Below are 17852 nucleotides of genomic sequence, written 5' to 3' on the forward strand. Positions count from 1 at the left end.
TGGCGAGTGTGGCGGCCCGGATGCGCGGAGGGTGGGTGTCAGCAACCGAATCCTACGCCACCTCAGCGGCTTACGCCACGCTCGCCAGCCTCTCAACAAGCCGCTGATGAATAAGACGGGCTAGCTTCCTCTCGAGTTGCTCAACATTCTCGAGAGCATCTGTCTGACGGATTGATTCATGAACGCTCTTACCAGGCCACCCGAACGGGCCGACCGCAAAGGCGGTGACAGCAAGGACGCCGACGGCGCTCCGAACAGCCATTGTCATTGCGGGCATCCCGGTGTTCGTTGAGGTGAATCGATATGCATGCCCGAGTATTATCGGCATCAGAGACCGCAAATCGCCTACCAGGATTGGTTGGTTCGCAGATCAATATGCGCGCCCGGTATGCCCGATGGAGTTTTCGCAGGTGTTTTGTCCCTGGCCCGGTTCTTGACTGCCGAGAGACCGAAATGCCACTCGAAGCGCCGCGACTTGCGCCTTCGACAATTCTTTCGCCACATACATTGGAGAGTGCTTCTATTGGAGAGGCTTCCAACCGTGTCAACTTTCGACGTTAAATGGTCATTTGAATGACTGATGATGGCAGCATTGACGTGAGAGAGTCATCTGAGAGGTTGACGGAAGAGGCCTCTTGCCGATATTCCAAATCGTAGAGGTTCTCCGGTCCCGCTGGATTCGGAGCTAAGAGGGAAGCCGGTGAACATGCCGGCGCTGCCCCCGCAACTGTAAGCGACGAGCCGCTGTCCAACAAAGTCACTGAAGCCCGTGCGGCTTCGGGAAGGCCGGACAGCAGCGATGACCCGCAAGCCAGGAGACCTGCCTCGACCACATATACGTCCACGGGCGGGGTGTCCCGGTGGTGCGCCAAGCCGCCGCCGCTCGGGCGATCCTGCTTGCGTCCGCCAACGCCTTTGCCCCCAACTACGGGGTTAGCGCTATGTCTCTTCTCTCCCTTCCGGTTGCCACGCTTGGAACGCCTCGGATCGGTCCAAGACGCGAGCTCAAACGCGCGCTTGAAAGTTACTGGGCCGGCGCAATCAGCGAACAGCAATTGCTCGAGGACGCAGCTGGCCTGCGTGCTGCGAACTGGGCCCGCCAAAAATCCCTCGGTGTCACCGTCATTCCGTCCAACGATTTTTCGTTGTACGACCAAGTGCTCGACACCTCTGTCATGGTTGGTGCCATCCCGGAAGTCTACGCGTCGAAAATCGAATCGGTTTCGCTCAAGACGTACTTCGACATGGCGCGCGGTTCACAATGCGATCGCCAGAATACCAGTTGCAGCCACGGATCGGGCGGATTTGGCGCGCCCGCACAGGAGATGACCAAGTGGTTCGACACCAACTACCACTACATGGTTCCTGAATTTCATCGGGGACAGACGTTCCACCTATCCTCTCGCAAGCCTATCGAGGAGTATGAGGAAGCCAAGGCCCTGGGGTTCCAGACGCGCCCTGTCCTGATCGGGCCGGTCACATTCTTGAAACTTGGCAAGAGTCCGGATCCTGCGTTCCAGCCGCTGTCACTCCTGGATGAGCTATTACCGGTCTACATCGAGGTTCTGCAAGAACTAGGCAAAAGGGGAGCAAACTGGGTTCAATGCGACGAGCCCTGCCTGGTCCTGGATCTGGAGGAGGGGACGCGAAGATCTTTGCTGCACGTCTATGATCGGCTCGCCAGGGAAGTACCAAACGTCAAGATCATGGTCGCGAGCTATTTCGGCGATCTCGGCGACAATCTGGACACAGCTTTGAACATGCCCGTTGCCGGACTGCACGTGGATTTGGTTCGCGCACCGAACCTGTTGGACCGGATCATTGCTGCTCGGCGAAGTGATCTCGTCATGTCCCTCGGCGTCGTCGACGGACGAAATATTTGGCGGTCGAACCTGTCGGCGCTCCGCCAGCAACTGGATCCCGCCATTGCGAAGCTAGGCAGGGATCGTGTTCAGATCGCTCCGTCCTGCTCGCTGCTCCATGTGCCCGTCGATGTTGAACTCGAGACCGGACTTGCATCCGATCTCAAGAGTTGGCTTGCCTTTTCGGTACAGAAGATGCGTGAACTTGCGATCCTGGCGCGGGCACTCGCGGGTGATCAGAATGTTGCTCAAAGTCTTGCTGAATCGCAGTCGGCCGTGACTGGCCGTCGGACTTCACCAAAGATCCGTGATGCCAATCTTGCGGTGCGGATGCAAGCGATCGACGAGGCCATGCGCCGGCGCGCCAGCCCATTTGTCCGTCGAGCCGAGATCCAACGCAAGCGCTTTAGACTACCTGCCTTTCCCACCACGACGATCGGATCCTTCCCGCAAACCCCAGAGGTCCGTAATGCCCGCGCGACACATTCGCAAGGCGCCATGAGCGACGAGAAGTACGACAAATTCCTCAAGGAGGAGACTGCGCGCGCTCTGCGTTGGCAGGAGGACATTGGTCTGGACGTGCTCGTGCACGGCGAGTTTGAGCGCAATGACATGGTGCAGTACTTCGGCGAGAAACTCGCCGGATTCGCATTCACCAGGAATGGTTGGGTGCAATCCTATGGCTCGCGCTGTGTCAGGCCACCGATCCTATTCGGAGATGTTTTGCGGCCAAAACCGATCACTGTGGATTGGTGGCTCTACGCGCAATCACTGACCAGCAAGCCGGTGAAGGCGATGTTGACCGGGCCAGTAACGATCTTGAACTGGTCGTTTGTTCGCGATGATATTCCAAGAGGCGAGGTCTGCCGGCAGATCGCACTGGCGATACGCGACGAAGTCCGCGATCTCGAGATAGCCGGTGCGAGCATGATCCAGATCGACGAAGCTGCCCTCCGCGAAGGATTGCCGTTGCGCCGATCGGAGTGGGCGGCCTACCTTCAATGGGCCGTCGACAGCTTCCGCATTTGCTCATCAGGCGTTGCAGATCAAACCCAGATTCATACGCATATGTGCTATTCTGAGTTCAATGACATCATCGACGCCATTGCTGCAATGGATGCGGATGTCATCTCGATCGAGACGTCGCGTTCGAAGATGGAGCTGCTCGACGCGTTCAGGAACTACAAATATCCCAATCAGATCGGGCCGGGCGTGTACGACATCCATTCTCCACGCATTCCCGAGGTAGGCGAAATGAAGGAGCTGATGGCCTTGGCTCGACAGCGGTTGCAGGATTCGCAGCTCTGGGTCAATCCGGACTGTGGTCTGAAGACGCGCAAATGGGAGGAGGTTCGCCCGGCGCTGATCAACATGGTCGCCGCCGCCCGGCAACTGCGCGCGGCATCTGATCGGCCAAGTCGTTGATCCTGCGCTTGGCTCTCTCCTCCAGGGCGCTGATCCGCTCATAGGGCGTTGCGCTCTGGATCATCTCGACCGAGCTTGCACGACAGAAAAAAGCCCGGCCGCGCTTAGCAGGCCGGGCGAAAGTTAAGTCTGAGAGGAGCGACGCTGAACATCGCCGACTTCCATCGGCGGAGGGAGGACAGCCGATGGTCCGATTGCCGGCGAGGACATTCGCCGTAAATCTGAACCCGAGTTAAAGCACGGCTCAGCATAGCTCAATCATGCTGTGGTATGCGACCGATGTAGTCGAGTATCGGAAGACTAAACCAAGGTTTGCCTGCGATGAGCACCTTCACAAGGGTTTGCCGAGCCGAGCAAAGACTGCGGATGGCGACGCCCGGCCGTCTCGTACCGACCGAGGCGAAGTGCAATTAACGCGGTTTCCTGCCGCTGGATCGGCGCGACCATACGAGCAAACGCGACCGCAAAAAATACTCAAGCAGCCAATGCATGAGTGGCTTCTTGTTGATCACTGCGCAGGCAGTCGCTGTCCGGTTCCACTCAATGGCGAAGGTTTTGAACTCTGTTTAGAATGCATGAGCGGATCGACGCGCGACCGTGAAAGTGGCGGACAAATCGGACGCTCCACGATCACGGGGGCGGTCCGAACCGCGCATAAGCCAGTTCACTGGTGACCGAAGTGCGGGGTCGCTGGAGTGGTAAGCCCGCCGTTCACACGATCAGACCGCCGGGCTGTGCGTAGCCCCGCACCGAGCAAGGTGAGCGTCGAACGCTGAGGCGACGCACCGGACCAGGAACCGGGCGCCGTCGGCTACGGAAAGCCGGCCGTTGTCGACCACGACGGCGCCATCTGCGATAAGGCTGTCAAGCCGGGAATGATCGACAACGGCCGAATCCGGATCCCTGCCGTGACGGCGAGACGTCTCGGAGAGATCGATTGTCATGTCGCACATAATTCGCTCGATGATCTCCGCCCGGTAGCGATCATCATCGGTCAGTAAATAGCCCTTCGCCGTCGCGAGCCGATCCTCGGTGATGCGAGCGAGGTAATCCCTTGTCGAGACAGCATTCGCGACGAACCCCTGTTGCAGGCGGCCGATGGCGGTGGCACCGAGGCCAATAAGGGCGCCTGCGCAATCGTCAGTATATCCCTGGAAATCGCGGCGCAACCTGCTTTGCTTCGCCGCCACAGCGAGATTATCATGCGGCAAGGCGAAGTGATCGAGGCCTACGCGTACGTATCCAGCGTCAACCAAAGTGTGCGCTACCATTTCGGATTGGAGGTAGCGCTCGACGCTGTCGGGCAGAGTGGATTCGTCGATCTTGCGTTGATGCTTCTTGAAGGTCGGAACGTGCGCGTAACCAAAGGCGGAAAACCGGTCCGGATGCAACTCGAGGCATTTGCCGACGGTATCCAGGCACGAATCGACCGTCTGTCGGGGCAGCCCATACAGCAGGTCGAAATTGATCCGGCAAATGCCGGCGTGGCGTAACCGCTCGACCGAAATTGCGGTCTGTTCGAAGCTCTGTGGGCGGTTGATGGCCTGCTGGACGACCGGGTCGAAGCTCTGCACGCCAAGGCTTGCCCGGTTGACCCCGCTATAGCCCAGGGCTTCCGCCATCGGATTGCTCAACATGCGCGGGTCGATCTCCACGGCGATCTCGGCATCAGGCAGGACGGCAAACGAATAACGCAACGAACCGACCAAATCGGCGAATGTTTCAGGTGTCATGATCGTTGGCGTGCCACCGCCGAAGTGGATATGAGAGATTGGCTGTCGTTGGCCAATGACCTCTGCAACGAGGTAGGCTTCAGTGCGTAGTCCAGCTGCATAGATCGCGATCGGATCGTCGCGTTTCGTGACAGATGTATGGCAGCCGCAGTACCAACACATGCTTCGGCAAAATGGCACGTGCACGTAGATCGAGGCGGACCGTTGGCCGTCGAGAGACTTGAGCCAAGCTTGATAGTCGACCTCCCGAACTGATGCTGAGAAATGAGGGGCGCTCGGATAGCTGGTGTAGCGCGGTAGTCGGTGCTGCCCGTAGGATTGTGCTAGGTCCGGTCGCATTGGGATGCCTCTCTCGCTCTCTGGGCGCCCGATTATCGGACAGATGCATGGTAAGCTTTGCGCTGCCTCAAATATCGCAGTTACTTATGGGCCGGCCGGTAGGTCATGCCCGCCGCGCATACATCATGCTTTGAATTGTGATGAAGCGGTCGCACTGCAGGAATGAACCTCCTTGGCAATGCACCTCCCATGGCTCATGATGGTCAAATCGAGCGAGAACGAGACGAAACGAAGCAGCAAACGGATCTTTATCGAAATTGACATCCGCAAGCTCTGCTGTTCAGAGCGAACGTTCCGGGATCTGGGTATCTCGCGACGGCGTGCCGCGATCCGAACCGGCCCCGAGCCCACGAATTCAGCCCGTGCCAGGCAAGGCTTGCGGAGGGAGATTGTTTCGCCGCACCCGCCTGGCCGCTATCGCGCGTCTCCATCGGCTCGCAGAGCCCGTTTCGCGCGATACCAATGCGGTATGGTCGAGCCTGTTACGATCACTGCCGATTACGTTTGAATCTGACCGTTCTAAGGTTCGGCCATGCCGCTTGCGCCGCCAGTTGAAACAAACGATCGTTGGGCTCAGAGGCAGATCGCCTGTTCGTAACCTGAGAGCCGGCGAGACGATCTTCATTTCGAGTCCCATGAAATGATGTCCACTTTCCTGCCGAAAAGCGGCAGCGATCAATGTGGTCCATCCCTCTCCGCATTGTGTCGCGGGTTGCCGGCCAACGCGCTCGAAAACGCAAGTGTGCTCCGTTCGGCCTCAGCTTCTTTTTCCAATTGTAGAATATGCGCTCTTTGCGCGTCGGAAGCTGCTTCAGCTGTCTCGCTAAATAGCGGATCACCGTGATTGGTGAGTGCGGAGGCGACTTCGCTCCAATCCTGAGCCGATAAAGCCGCAACGGCGGCAGGGAAGAAGTCTCGTTCTTCCCACATCATGTGGTGACGCTCGCGTACTATAAAGTCGCGCACGATATTGCCGACGTCTTGTCGAAGGACTTCGCGGTCGGCCAGGACGCCATCAATGGCCCGAGCGAAGTGGTGCAAGCGGTCGATGACTTCCTGATGCTCATGGGCAAGATCACCCACCATTGCAGCCGCATCCGGGGCGCGCGTCTTGAGCCTGGAAAAGATCAAGTCTTCCTGCGGATGATGATACACCGCCGGGTAAACCTCGAAATAGCTGATAATCGCGCGGATCACCTCATAGTCCGGACGATGTCCTTGCTCAAAAATCTCCAATTCGCGTTGAAGGGCAATCAGAAGCAGATCAATATTGCGATGCTCTCGAAGCAGGCGATCGATGACCATTGCGGTGCTCCATGGAGGAAATGTAGCTAGCGGCGATTTGTGCCAGATCGCCCAAGCCGCACTTCGAGCTCTTTCTGCGCTGTATTTGCCGACACTGCTCGGCGTATAGAAGGAGTGCGCCGTCGAAAGCTGGCGCAAATCGCCTTAGCCAAAGCTCTGCGCAAAGCGGATGGACAGTTTGTCTTTGAGCTCGACTCGGCGTGAGCTCCGCAGCACGATCGCTCCGTTCTGCTCAAGCTGGGTAAAGGTGCGCGACACGGTCTCAATCGTCAAGCCAAGGTAATCTGCAACATCCTGCCGCGACATGGGCAACTCGATGGCAGCGTTCTTCGTCGTGCGGCGAGATATATCGAGAAGGAACGTGGCAACCCGCTCTTCTGCGCTGCTGATCAGGAGCATCGAACGTTCCTGAAAACGGCGTAGCTCAAGCGCCATCGCCTCCCAAAGTTGCCTTGCGAGATCCCTCTCGTGACTGCCGCGAAAAATGACAGCGGTACGCTTCGCCATCAGCAGGTGCGTCTCGCAGATCGCTTCGGCCGAAGAGATGTGGCATTCTTCGGCCTCAAAGCCAAAGATCTCACCGGGCAGATAAAAAGCGCCGATTTGACGACGTCGGTCTTCGGAAACCTTGTAGGTTCGCACAGCACCCGACACTATCTGATAAAGGTATTCGGCTGCTTCGTCCTCGCCGTAGATCTCGCTATTGCGAGTGAACCTCATCGGTGTAGCAATCATACCAAACGGTCCACGAACGTCTGATTGCCCACGCAAGTCGCTGTTCGAATGGGGGCTGTTCTCAGTAAAGCTGGCAGCCGGGGCGTACATGGCGAACTCTATGCGTCGAATGTCGATGAGATAGATTGGTCGCTCCGGACAAATTGTGAAATCCGGATGTTTTACCTAAGTAACAACCCCTACGTATTTACACGTAGCCATACGAAGATTGTCTTGAAACGGGCGCCGGCGCCCTCCTGATTGCGCGACGCAAGTTTCGGCCCGCAGCCGAAAGTTTCTTTCGTCACGGTGACGCTGACCCAGGGCCGGTCGACCGGGGAATCTGACAAGGCGAGGTGATCCAATCGATGTACGCTCGATGGCCCGGACGAGGCGCCCGTCATCACTTGATATGCGCATGTGGACTGCAATTGGGCGGATCATACAGCTCAACGGCTCAACATCCGGTCTTGCCGCACTTCTGCAATTTTACAGTTCGAGGAGACCGCGATCCAGCCTGAAGTTGAGCTCGGGCGGCTGTCGAATGCCGGTGACGCCGTAGAGACGGCATTCCGCATCCCGGCAACATGCGCCCGTTCGATCCTTTTGCTCTCAATGTGACATCAGGACTGGGATGCTGATCGCACGAAGCATATGCCGCATGGAGGCGCCAAGCAGCCTCTCCTGCAGCCGAGAGCGACCATATCCCCCCATTACCAACAGGTCGAGGCCTTCGTCGGCCGCAAGCGACAGGAGGGCGCGCCGCGCTGCCCGCGTTGTCGGAAGTGACACGATCTTCGCAGGAAGTCCCGATTTTGCAAGGCACTCTCCCAGATGCGCGGTGGAACTCTCTGCCGAGACGTTGTCCGGAGCGGTGGTCGCAATGATGGTGAGGGCATCGGCTTTACACAAAAGTGGCCTCGCGTCGTGCAGCGCACGCGCCGCACGGCGGCTGCCGTCCCAGCAGATCCCTACTCGTCTGATCGAGAAGGCGCCGTGGAAAGTAGGTGGCAGGTACAGAACTGGCCCACCAGCCTGGAAAAGAATCTCGCTAGGTATAAAATTGTCGTAACTATCGTAGCCGCTCTGAGGCTGCGTAACGATGGTCATGTCGTGGACTCGCGCGCTTGCGCAGATGATGCGGCGCGCGTCTGCTGGAATCGCGCTCAGCGCACGACTCGTATAGGAAATGCCGGCAGTCCGCGCCTGTATGTCGAAGATATGAAGTGCTGCTTCGGCCCGCTCCAACGCACGCGCCTGCTCGACATCGAAAACAGCAGTAACTGCCGTTACGCCCATTGCAAGAAGCGGAATAATGGTTCTCTCGTAGCCGATGGCTACAACGTCAAGATGCGCGCCGGTGCTCAGCGCGAACGAAATCGATCCGTTGATTGCAGCCCGCACCGGGAGCTCCGTCGGAAGGTGGACCAGTATGTTCCCGAGCATTGTCGTTCTCCGAAGTCAAAGACCTGCGCCTCGGAGAATCCGAGACCTCAAATGATCCGCTTCATATACCGCCGCTGAACGTTCTTGAGCACGATCAAACTGGCAAGAAGCGGGCCTCATGATAGTCCACGGCCAGGAATAGTACTCGCCTGTGTTGCACAATTTACACCCTGCAAAGAATCGGCAGTCGATTTGAAGCTCCTGCGCATCAGGAACATGACCTGCTCGTGCGATCTGTTCAGTTGAAGCGGACAGCTCGATGCTTGATAGGACATTCCGTCCCTTGCGATGTTCTAGAGTCCGGCGGCGATGGCTATTCGCATCAACTCAGACATGCTGTGAACATTGGTCTTGGCCATGACGTTCGCCCGGTAAACCTCGACCGTTCTCGGGCTGATGCCAAGATCATGGGCGATCACCTTGTTGATCTTGCCGGCCAGTAGTCCCTGCAGGACATCACGCTCGCGCGACGAGAGTTCTGCCAGGCGGGCTTCCGCCCGCAGTTTCGCCGCATCGTCCGCTGGCTCGGTTGGCCTTGCTTCCAAGGCGCTATTGATCGCACGCAATAGCACTTCGTCTTCGAAGGGCTTCTCGATGAAGTCGACCGCACCCGCTTTCATCGCTTCGACTGCCAGCGTTACGTCGCCATGACCAGTTATCAGGATGACGGGACAGTCGACGCGATCGGCCTTCAGTTTGCGGACCAGTTCCAGGCCGCTCATGCCCGGCATGCGGATGTCCGACACAATGCAGTCAACCGGACCGCTCGCGGCGTCACTGAGAAAGCCGCTCGCCGTCTCATAGGGTGCCACGCAGAAGCCTCTAACATCAAGCAGAAACGCGAGCGAGTCCCGCATCGCGGCGTCATCGTCGATCACAAGAATGCGCCGCATGGTCATGCTTCTTCATTAGCTTCCGCAAACGGCAGGGTAAACTGAAAAACCGTGCCGCCGCGCGGGTTGGCTTCCACAGCGATGTGGCCGCCATGTGACTCGATGATCGTCCGGCAGATTGATAGTCCCACACCCATGCCATGCTCGTTGGTCGTGACGAAGGGCTGGAACAGGCGGTCGGCTATATCAGGGCTGATGCCAGAGCCCGTATCGGCAACGATAAACCTGGCGAGGCCGTCGACTTTGGCAACTCCGACGGTCAATTCGCGACGCGGGCTGGAGGCCATCGCCTCGATCGCGTTTCGTATCAGGTTCAGCGCGACCTGCTGGATCTGGATCTTGTCCACGATCATCGATGGCAGATCGCGATCGCTGCGGATCGTCACCCGCACGCCTTGCTCCTTGGCGCCGAGCAAGGCCAGAGCGACCGCCTCTTCAAGCAGGGTGAGCGGATTCTCCATTGTGTGCTCCGTCTCGCCTTTGGCGACGAATTCTCGCAGGCGCTTGATGATATCGCCGGCACGCAGAGCTTGCTGGGTGGCATGTTCGATGGCATCACCAATACGGTTGGCGTCCGGCTTGTCTGACGCCAGCAGCATCTTGGCGCCGCGCATGTAGTTTGTGATTGCGGAGAGCGGTTGGTTGATCTCGTGGGCAATAGACGAGGCCATCTCACCCATGGCGGTCAACCGCGAGACGTGCACGAGCTCAGATTGCAGTTCCTGCAATCGGCGTTCCTGCGCTCGCCGTTCGGTGAGGTCTCGGATGAAACCGGTAAAGAATCGTTCGCCGCGCACTTTGGCCTCACCGACGGCAAGCTCCATCGGAAAGGTCGAGCCGTCGCTTCGCTCGCCGACCACGATACGGTCGATGCCGATGATGCGCCGCTCTCCGGTAGCCAGATAGCGTTCAATGTAGCGGTCATGCTCGGCACGGTAGGGCTGTGGCATCAACCTGGATACATTCGCTCCGACCACTTCGTCCGGAGACCAACCGAATAAACGCACTGCCGCGGCGCTGAACGAGCGAATGAGTCCCTTCTCGTCAATCACGATCATGGCTTCTGGTACGGTGTCCAGGATCGACTGCAGATGGGCTTGCCGGTACCGCGCCTGCTTTGATTCTCGCCGCAGCCGATCGCCCATGAAGCCGAGCACGGGGCCAAGGACCGCGAATCCGGCTATATCGATCATGTTTGCAGGATCGGAGATGAGGTTTTTCCCAAGACATGCCGCGCTGATGATGAGGCAAAGCAGTGTAGCGAAGATGGCCGCTCCGGGGCCGCCAGCGAAAGCGGCAAAAATGATGACTGGAAGGTAGATGATCGTGAATGTGCGGTCCTGAAGATACGGATCCAGCGCCCCGCGAAGCACAAGCGAAAGCGCGGCGGCCGCCGCGGCTGAACCATAGCGGTACCAGATGTGGTCGGACATGTTTCCTGGCAAACCTCTCATTCGATCGACTGTACATAGTTTGTCTATGTGAGGCGACCGGATGCAGCCGCGTTTCGTTGCGCTACCTGTTGTGCAAGGCAGCCGCCGCTATCTCGGCCAGATGCGCCAGTGCGTGGGCTGCACAGCGACGTGCTCTCCGGTCGTGGCCTTGATCCAGCCGCCGAAGATCCGGCGGCAGGGAAAGACCAACCGGTGAATGGTATTACCCTCGATCACCGCGATCTCCAACTCCCGGTCAAAGGGCGCCGTTTCAATGCGCTCCCACGTCAAGTCGCCAATAGATCCTGGACGGTCATCATCGCCGCTGACTGACAAAATCAGGCAACCTTTCGAATACTACGGGCGAGATCGCTCTGCGCCAACAGGCTCAGGCTGATCTCGCCCGAGCGGCGCATGGTCTCGATCACGCCCGTTGCGGTCCAGGTGCTTGGGGGCGTGGCGCTGCCGATCGGGTCGTGCTGGGAGGTGATCCGATCGCCTACCGAAGTATTAGGGCTGCGAAACAGCCCCCGGGATCCGGTCGAGTCGAACCGGGCCAGTTGAAGCCAGCGCCGGTTGGTATTGATTGCTGTTGGAGAGCAGCCGGAGTGGACTGCCGTTCCTGCAAGCGTGCCCGCGGCGGGACATTTGTCGCCGTGGTCTGTCATGTCGGATATCCTTTGTCGGTCGGAAGTTTCCCCTCCTACGAAGTCAGCGTGGGGCGTGGAGTCTTGATGCCGTCGAGTGCGCTCTTGTGAGTCTGGCGAGTCCATGTGGGAACGATATGACGGCGGAATTCGCTTGATGGCATTCAGATGGGCCAGCTGTGCTCGGCCCGTGCATCGCGCCGATTCGCGGGTCGATGAAGTGGCCAGCGTCACACGCGGCGCAGGTGACCGGGTGCAACTCGCTCGGGTGCGTCCGCCAGCAGTCCTTGAGCTCACTAGGCGGTATTTGGCTACGAAAAGTTGATGGGGCGCCAAGTCTTTCTATCTGCCATGTGTCTGAGCTTGACTGGAAGGTCGTTTCTATCCGCAAGCGGCCACCGCAGTATTGATGCAGGTCAAAAGGAAGCTGATGCGCGTCTAGAACGGCGCGAGGGCGAGAGGCCGCTGCCAGTGCGTTGCCGGTAACACGTGGCAAACCGGGTCATTCGGCAGGGCCGCGCGATCCACACAACACGCCAGCGTGTAGCGGGTTTGATGGAAATCAAAATGTAGGACGCGCAATGTGTAAATGTTGAGGCTGCGCAGCGCACGGGCATTGCACCATGACAACGCGTGTCTTTGAGCTGCGAGAATCGCGATGGAGATGGTAAGTTGATTGCTCGCCTCACATTATCGTTGGTCTTGCCCACGCTGATCGCAGCCATCGGCTATGGCGCACAAGTCTCTAACCCTGGGCTTATCGAAACCCTGGCTGGGGCCATCCTGACCATCGGCGTTGCCGTTGCGGCGGCAGGGTGGACCATCAGGAGCGAGATGAGGCCGGTTCGGCTCATTTGCTTACGTGGGGCCAGTTCTCGCCGCCGGTAGCCTCGGTCGCCGGCGCTGGTCAGAAATGCCTTTGCCCGCTGGCTCGCAATCAGCCAGAGCTGTCGGGAATGCCTTGTGAGCCACCTAGCACCATGCAACGTTCGCGGCTTCACAAGCTTCCACATTGCCGGCGATTGAAGTTGGAATTGATCGCCATCGCAGGCGTAGCGGTCCATTCTGCCCCCAACCGTCTATTGAGAATTTTCTGGATCAGCGCCTCCAACTCTGCCGGCCCAAGGCATGAGAAGACGAGAAGCTGCTGTTCCTGAGCCACCTCAACCAGATGTGATCCGGCAAGCCTGGACGCTTGGTGATTTGCAGCTTCTCCGGGACGAAAAAGCGCTCGCATCTCGATGGAGCGACAATCTTTTTTTGGGTGCCACTTGAGACAAATCAAACACTCGCCCGGCACGGATGGCAGAATGCAAGATAAGCAAACGACAGGAAGAGAGTATCATGCCTTCATTTAACGTTCGGTTCATCAAGACCGTTTGCGACGATACCGGCCACGAGCATCGTGCCTGTCAGGCTGCGTTCCGGGTGCATGCAGCCTCGCTGAGTGCTCCTGCACAGCAGGCCGAAACCGATTTCTGCAAGCAAAAAGGTGTCCGTGATTGGACCATCTTCGCTGATGCGATGGAGCTTCGAACCCCGCCTGCATTGCCCCCGGCGTGGGGTGGTTAGCCTGAGCTCGGCCTGGGAAGTCCGCGAATTTTGATCGTAGAGACAATCCGCCAATCCAGGCACGATTCTTACAAGCGTCTTCGAGCGTCGATCGAGAAAAATAGCTCGCGATGTTGTCGCCAATTGAGCAGGCGGCCCTCTTGTCCGCGACACCCTTGTAGACTTCCCCGACATTTGCCGGCCTGCGGCTCTGCGGGCTCGTTGCAGCGCATCGTCGTCCGGCAGGGGCGATCTGGATCGACGATTTTCTCCCACGGACGGGTCCTATTTGATGCATGTCAAAAACAAGTCTGCCGCCGGCAGCTATGGCGCTTTGAGGGGTATGACACATGGTTAGCCAATCTGGATTTGTCGGTCGCCCTTGGGGGTTCAAGAATTTGCTCACCCGGTTGCGGGCGAACCTGTCCCGGACAGCAGAATTAGCCTATTTGGGTGCGCACGACATTGACGCGATCGCGCGTGAACTTAATCTATCCACGTCCGACTTTCGAAAGATGGCGCAAAGTCCGGGCTCTGCTGAACTCTTAAACAAGCGCCTCGCACTTGCCGGCTTTTCCGAGAGTGCGCTGGCCGCCTGCCATGGAGACGTGTTGCGCGATTTGCAGCGGGTATGCGGCCTGTGTCAGACCAAGATCCGCTGCGCGGCCGACCTCAAGCGGCATAAGTCTGTAAATCCCCTCAAAGGCTGTCCTAACGAACACACTCTGCGCGCGCTCGCGCGTGAGATCGGCAGCGTTCCGCAGCGTTTGGGCAACTGATCGCGCTCGATCGCCCCGTCCCCGGAAAATGTGATCTCCTGGCAAGCGCCGCTTTCAAAAAAGGCCAAGACATGACAAGCCCATCCGTCGCCTCGAAATCCATGACCATGGGTGAAGCAGGCCTAATGTCGGTATTCGCTGTTTCTGCCTATGTTTGCTATTTCGCGGGGGCGATGGGGCACGATTCTGCATTTAGCTTCCACGCATTGCTCGCTTCCGCCGCCAGTCTGTCCGCCGCAAGCGTTATCCTCAATCGCTACTATGAACGCCCGGCGCTATTGCCGCCGGCGCAGATTAACGGGAGGCCGAATTACAATCTCGCTCCGATCAAATTCGCCTCAGTGATGGCGATGTTCTGGGGCATCGCAGGCTTTTCGGTCGGCGTTTTTATCGCCTCGCAACTTGCCTGGCCCGCACTGAATTTTGATCTGCCTTGGACGAGCTTCGGCCGACTCCGCCCGCTGCATACATCGGCCGTGATCTTTGCGTTCGGCGGAAACGTGCTTATCGCGACCTCCTTCTACGTCGTGCAGAAGACCTGTCGCACGCGCCTCGCCGGCGATCTTGCGCCGTGGTTCGTGGTGGTTGGCTATAATTTTTTCATCTTGATCGCGGGCACCGGCTATTTGCTCGGCGCTACCCAGTCGAAGGAATACGCCGAGCCCGAATGGTACGCCGATCTCTGGCTCACCATCGTCTGGGTCACTTATCTCATTGTGTTCCTGGCGACATTGGTGAAAAGGAAAGAGCCGCACATTTTCGTCGCCAACTGGTTCTATCTCGCTTTCATCCTCACCATTGCGGTGCTCCACCTCGGCAACAATCCCGCATTACCGGTCTCCGTGTTCGGTTCGAAATCCTACGTCGCCTGGGGCGGTGTGCAGGACGCCATGTTTCAGTGGTGGTACGGCCACAACGCGGTCGGTTTCTTCCTGACCGCCGGCTTTCTGGCGATCATGTACTACTTCATTCCGAAAAGAGCCGAGCGCCCAGTCTATTCCTACCGCCTCTCGATCATCCACTTCTGGGCGCTGATCTTCCTCTACATCTGGGCCGGCCCTCACCATCTACATTACACCGCGCTGCCGGATTGGACGCAGACCTTGGGCATGACGTTCTCGATCATGCTGTGGATGCCCTCATGGGGCGGCATGATCAACGGCCTGATGACGCTCTCGGGGGCGTGGGACAAGCTGCGCACAGACCCGGTGCTCCGCATGCTCGTGGTCTCGGTGGCCTTTTATGGCATGTCGACGTTTGAGGGCCCGACCATGGCAATCAAGGTCGTCAATTCGCTCAGCCATTACACCGACTGGACGGTCGGCCACGTGCATTCCGGCGCGCTGGGCTGGGTCGGATTTGTATCGTTCGGTGCGCTCTATTGCCTGATTCCCTGGCTTTGGAAGCGCGAGCTGTACAGCCTCAAGCTCGTCAACTGGCACTTCTGGATCGCCTCGATCGGGATCGTTCTCTACATCTCGGCGATGTGGGTGTCTGGTGTCCTGCAAGGCCTGATGTGGCGCGCCTATTCCTCGCTAGGTTTCCTCGAATACTCGTTCATCGAGTCGGTCGAGGCTATGCATCCCTTCTACGTCATCCGCGCCGCGGGGGGCGCAATGTTCCTGATTGGTGCGCTGATCATGGCCGCCAATCTCTGGATGACCGTGAATGCCAAGCAAACCGATCATATCCAGGACACTGGAGCGCTCCAAGTCGCGGAATAGGTCATCGCATGTCTCTTTGGAACCGACACAAGATCTTTGAGAAGAACTCGATCATCCTGATCGCAGGCATCCTTGCCGTGATCGCGATTGGGGGACTGGTCGAGATCACGCCGCTGTTCTACCTCAAGAGTACGATCGAGGTCGTGGAGGGCGTACGACCGTATACCCCGCTTGAGCTTGCAGGCCGCAACATCTACGTACGCGAAGGCTGCTATGTTTGTCACTCGCAGATGATCCGGCCATTGCGTGACGAGGTCGAGCGCTACGGACATTACTCCCTGGCCGCCGAGAGCATGTATGATCACCCGTTTCAATGGGGCTCGAAGCGTACCGGCCCGGACCTCGCACGCGTCGGCGCGAAATATTCCGATGAATGGCACGTCACGCATCTGACCAATCCGCGGGCCATCGTGCCGCGGTCGGTCATGCCTGGATACCCGACGCTGGCGCACACCGAGCTCGACCTGACCGACATGACGGAACATCTGCGCACCAACCGGGCGGTCGGTGTCCCCTATACCGAAGATCAGATCAAGAACGCGGTCGCTGACCTGAAGACCCAGCTCGATCCTGACAGCGCGGACCTCGCCTCGTTCCAGAAACGCTATCCGAAGGCAGCTGTGCGCAATTTCGACGGAAGCGTTGGCAATCCGACCGAACTCGATGCGCTCATCGCCTATTTGCAGATGCTCGGTACGCTGATCGATTTCAAGCTCTACGACGAAAAAGCCAATTTGCGCTGAAGGATCCGGTGATGAAAGCTGTCATTTCCATCGAGAGCCTGGCGTCAAGCTTCGTCGTGACGCTCTGGACGCCGTTGTTCGTCGGTGTCTTCATGGCCGTCGTTGTTTATGCGCTGTGGCTCCGCAACAAGCGGCGTTTTGAATCTGCGGCGCGCATGCCGCTGCGCCGGGATTGACAAACCATGACCGACCATAGCGACTTCGATCGGATCTCCGGCCGCTCCACGACGGGGCACGAATGGGATGGCATAAGAGAGCTCAACACGCCGCTGCCGCGCTGGTGGATCTCGACCTTCTACGCCACCATTCTTTGGGCGATCGCCTATTGGGTCGTCTATCCGGCCTGGCCGCTCCTCTCCAGCTACACGACCGGCGTATTTCATTATTCGGCCCGCGCGAGCGTCGCCATCAATCTTGCCGGGCTCGAGAAGCTGCGGGGCGAGAAGATGGCGGTTCTCGGCAAAGTGTCTCTGACAGAGATCGAGACGGACCCGGCCCTGCTGGCACTGGCCCGTGCCCGGGGCAAGACGGCGTTCGCGGACAATTGCGCGCCATGTCATGGCAGCGGCGGCGAGGGCACCAAGGGTTATCCCAATCTCAACGACGATGACTGGTTGTGGGGCGGATCGCTCGATCAGATCCATCAGACCATCCAGTTCGGCGCACGGTCCGGACATGCCCAGGCCCATGAAGGGCAAATGCTGGCCTTCGGCCGCGACGGCATCCTCAGGAAAGATGAGATCGTCACGGTAGCGAATTACGTGCGATCGCTGTCCGGCCTGTCAACAGTCGCCAATTTCGATGCAGCGGCCGGCATAAGAATCTTTGCCGACAATTGTGCGGTCTGCCATGGCGAGAACGCCAAAGGCAACCAGCTCGGCGCGCCGAATCTGACGGACCACATTTGGTTGTATGGCTCGGACGAGGAGACGTTGATCGAGACGATCAGCTATGGCCGCGCGGGCATCATGCCGGCCTGGAGCGAGAGGTTCGATCCCATCACGATCAAGGCACTTGCGGTCTATGTGCACTCGCTCGGTGGTGGACAATAGGTGAGATGAGCCGAAAAGCCAGCGGCCCATTGACGAGGCTCTAAGTCAGTCACCGTGCCAGATGTAAGGTCGGCCATGAAGCTAGCCCGTCTTATTCATGATTGCCGGGCGGGGCAGCTGGAACATTTCCGGTCGGGGTGAAGGCGCGCGCGAACGCTTCGGCTTTTTCGCCGCTTTTCGACCCGACTTCGTGAACGCGTTGGAGG

At 58.5% G+C, this 17852-nt stretch carries 15 protein-coding genes and 1 riboswitch; of the genes, 7 read left to right on the forward strand and 8 right to left on the reverse strand.

Annotated features, from left to right (window positions below; translation table 11 throughout):
• The first annotated feature begins 640 nt into the window (after positions 1 to 640).
• A riboswitch (cobalamin riboswitch) is annotated at positions 641 to 842 on the forward strand.
• Positions 843 to 941: 99 nt separating this feature from the next.
• The gene (gene metE, locus AC066Y_RS41595; protein WP_478278912.1) at positions 942 to 3287 is read left to right on the forward strand and encodes a 5-methyltetrahydropteroyltriglutamate--homocysteine S-methyltransferase; all 2346 of its coding nucleotides are present in this window, start codon (positions 942 to 944) and stop codon (positions 3285 to 3287) included.
• Between the two features lie 719 nt (positions 3288 to 4006).
• On the opposite strand, the gene hemN is transcribed toward metE, so the two are convergent.
• From hemN to AC066Y_RS41635, 8 genes are all read right to left on the reverse strand, one after another.
• Entirely contained in the window at positions 4007 to 5359 is a 1353-nt protein-coding gene (hemN, locus tag AC066Y_RS41600) for an oxygen-independent coproporphyrinogen III oxidase (protein ID WP_478278899.1), read from the reverse strand.
• 675 nt (positions 5360 to 6034) lie between these two features.
• Positions 6035 to 6664 (reverse strand): hemerythrin domain-containing protein, encoded by a 630-nt coding sequence (locus AC066Y_RS41605; protein ID WP_478278900.1) that lies wholly within the window; start codon positions 6662 to 6664, stop codon positions 6035 to 6037.
• A 144-nt stretch (positions 6665 to 6808) separates the two neighbouring features.
• On the reverse strand, positions 6809 to 7489 hold the full coding sequence (locus AC066Y_RS41610; protein ID WP_478278901.1) for a helix-turn-helix domain-containing protein: 681 nt from the start codon (positions 7487 to 7489) through the stop codon (positions 6809 to 6811).
• A gap of 501 nt (positions 7490 to 7990) precedes the next feature.
• Entirely contained in the window at positions 7991 to 8782 is a 792-nt protein-coding gene (locus AC066Y_RS41615; RefSeq protein WP_478278902.1) for a universal stress protein, read from the reverse strand.
• Positions 8783 to 9117: 335 nt separating this feature from the next.
• Positions 9118 to 9723, reverse strand: a complete 606-nt coding sequence (gene fixJ, locus AC066Y_RS41620; protein WP_478278903.1) for a response regulator FixJ — start codon at positions 9721 to 9723, stop codon at positions 9118 to 9120.
• On the reverse strand, positions 9720 to 11150 hold the full coding sequence (locus tag AC066Y_RS41625; RefSeq protein WP_478278904.1) for a sensor histidine kinase: 1431 nt from the start codon (positions 11148 to 11150) through the stop codon (positions 9720 to 9722). The genes fixJ and AC066Y_RS41625 overlap by 4 nt, the downstream gene beginning before the upstream one ends.
• 108 nt (positions 11151 to 11258) lie before the next feature.
• Positions 11259 to 11441, reverse strand: a complete 183-nt coding sequence (locus tag AC066Y_RS41630; RefSeq protein WP_456724682.1) for a hypothetical protein — start codon at positions 11439 to 11441, stop codon at positions 11259 to 11261.
• A gap of 47 nt (positions 11442 to 11488) precedes the next feature.
• Positions 11489 to 11818: a hypothetical protein gene (locus AC066Y_RS41635; protein ID WP_478278905.1), complete on the reverse strand. Its 330-nt coding sequence runs from the start codon at positions 11816 to 11818 to the stop codon at positions 11489 to 11491.
• A 1323-nt stretch (positions 11819 to 13141) separates the two neighbouring features.
• Between AC066Y_RS41635 and AC066Y_RS41640 the strand changes: the two genes are divergently transcribed.
• The 6 genes from AC066Y_RS41640 to ccoP all read left to right on the forward strand — a co-directional run bounded on the left by AC066Y_RS41640 (position 13142) and on the right by ccoP (position 17646).
• Positions 13142 to 13369 carry a hypothetical protein gene (locus AC066Y_RS41640; RefSeq protein WP_478278906.1) on the forward strand — a complete coding sequence of 76 codons (228 nt, stop codon included), beginning with the start codon at positions 13142 to 13144 and terminating at the stop codon, positions 13367 to 13369.
• 329 nt (positions 13370 to 13698) lie between these two features.
• Positions 13699 to 14127 carry a hypothetical protein gene (locus AC066Y_RS41645; RefSeq protein WP_478278907.1) on the forward strand — a complete coding sequence of 143 codons (429 nt, stop codon included), beginning with the start codon at positions 13699 to 13701 and terminating at the stop codon, positions 14125 to 14127.
• Positions 14128 to 14198: 71 nt separating this feature from the next.
• A complete protein-coding gene (ccoN, locus tag AC066Y_RS41650) occupies positions 14199 to 15851 on the forward strand; it encodes a cytochrome-c oxidase, cbb3-type subunit I (RefSeq protein ID WP_478278908.1) in 1653 nt (550 codons plus the stop codon).
• Positions 15852 to 15859: 8 nt separating this feature from the next.
• The gene (gene ccoO / locus AC066Y_RS41655; protein ID WP_478278909.1) at positions 15860 to 16594 is read left to right on the forward strand and encodes a cytochrome-c oxidase, cbb3-type subunit II; all 735 of its coding nucleotides are present in this window, start codon (positions 15860 to 15862) and stop codon (positions 16592 to 16594) included.
• A gap of 11 nt (positions 16595 to 16605) precedes the next feature.
• Entirely contained in the window at positions 16606 to 16770 is a 165-nt protein-coding gene (locus tag AC066Y_RS41660) for a cbb3-type cytochrome c oxidase subunit 3 (protein ID WP_478278910.1), read from the forward strand.
• 6 nt (positions 16771 to 16776) lie between these two features.
• Positions 16777 to 17646 carry a cytochrome-c oxidase, cbb3-type subunit III gene (gene ccoP, locus AC066Y_RS41665; protein WP_478278911.1) on the forward strand — a complete coding sequence of 290 codons (870 nt, stop codon included), beginning with the start codon at positions 16777 to 16779 and terminating at the stop codon, positions 17644 to 17646.
• The last annotated feature ends 206 nt before the right edge of the window (positions 17647 to 17852 follow it).

This window comes from Bradyrhizobium sp. USDA3010 (assembly GCF_056429065.1).

Coding starts and splice junctions, on each gene's coding strand:
- hemN (WP_478278899.1), bottom strand. CDS start 5,359: ATGCGACCGGACCTAGCACAATCCTACGGGCAGCACCGACTACCGCGC.
- metE (WP_478278912.1), top strand. CDS start 942: ATGTCTCTTCTCTCCCTTCCGGTTGCCACGCTTGGAACGCCTCGGATC.
- AC066Y_RS41625 (WP_478278904.1), bottom strand. CDS start 11,150: ATGTCCGACCACATCTGGTACCGCTATGGTTCAGCCGCGGCGGCCGCC.
- AC066Y_RS41635 (WP_478278905.1), bottom strand. CDS start 11,818: ATGACAGACCACGGCGACAAATGTCCCGCCGCGGGCACGCTTGCAGGA.
- ccoP (WP_478278911.1), top strand. CDS start 16,777: ATGACCGACCATAGCGACTTCGATCGGATCTCCGGCCGCTCCACGACG.
- AC066Y_RS41610 (WP_478278901.1), bottom strand. CDS start 7,489: ATGTACGCCCCGGCTGCCAGCTTTACTGAGAACAGCCCCCATTCGAAC.
- ccoO (WP_478278909.1), top strand. CDS start 15,860: ATGTCTCTTTGGAACCGACACAAGATCTTTGAGAAGAACTCGATCATC.
- AC066Y_RS41645 (WP_478278907.1), top strand. CDS start 13,699: ATGGTTAGCCAATCTGGATTTGTCGGTCGCCCTTGGGGGTTCAAGAAT.
- AC066Y_RS41640 (WP_478278906.1), top strand. CDS start 13,142: ATGCCTTCATTTAACGTTCGGTTCATCAAGACCGTTTGCGACGATACC.
- AC066Y_RS41660 (WP_478278910.1), top strand. CDS start 16,606: ATGAAAGCTGTCATTTCCATCGAGAGCCTGGCGTCAAGCTTCGTCGTG.
- AC066Y_RS41605 (WP_478278900.1), bottom strand. CDS start 6,664: ATGGTCATCGATCGCCTGCTTCGAGAGCATCGCAATATTGATCTGCTT.
- ccoN (WP_478278908.1), top strand. CDS start 14,199: ATGACAAGCCCATCCGTCGCCTCGAAATCCATGACCATGGGTGAAGCA.
- fixJ (WP_478278903.1), bottom strand. CDS start 9,723: ATGACCATGCGGCGCATTCTTGTGATCGACGATGACGCCGCGATGCGG.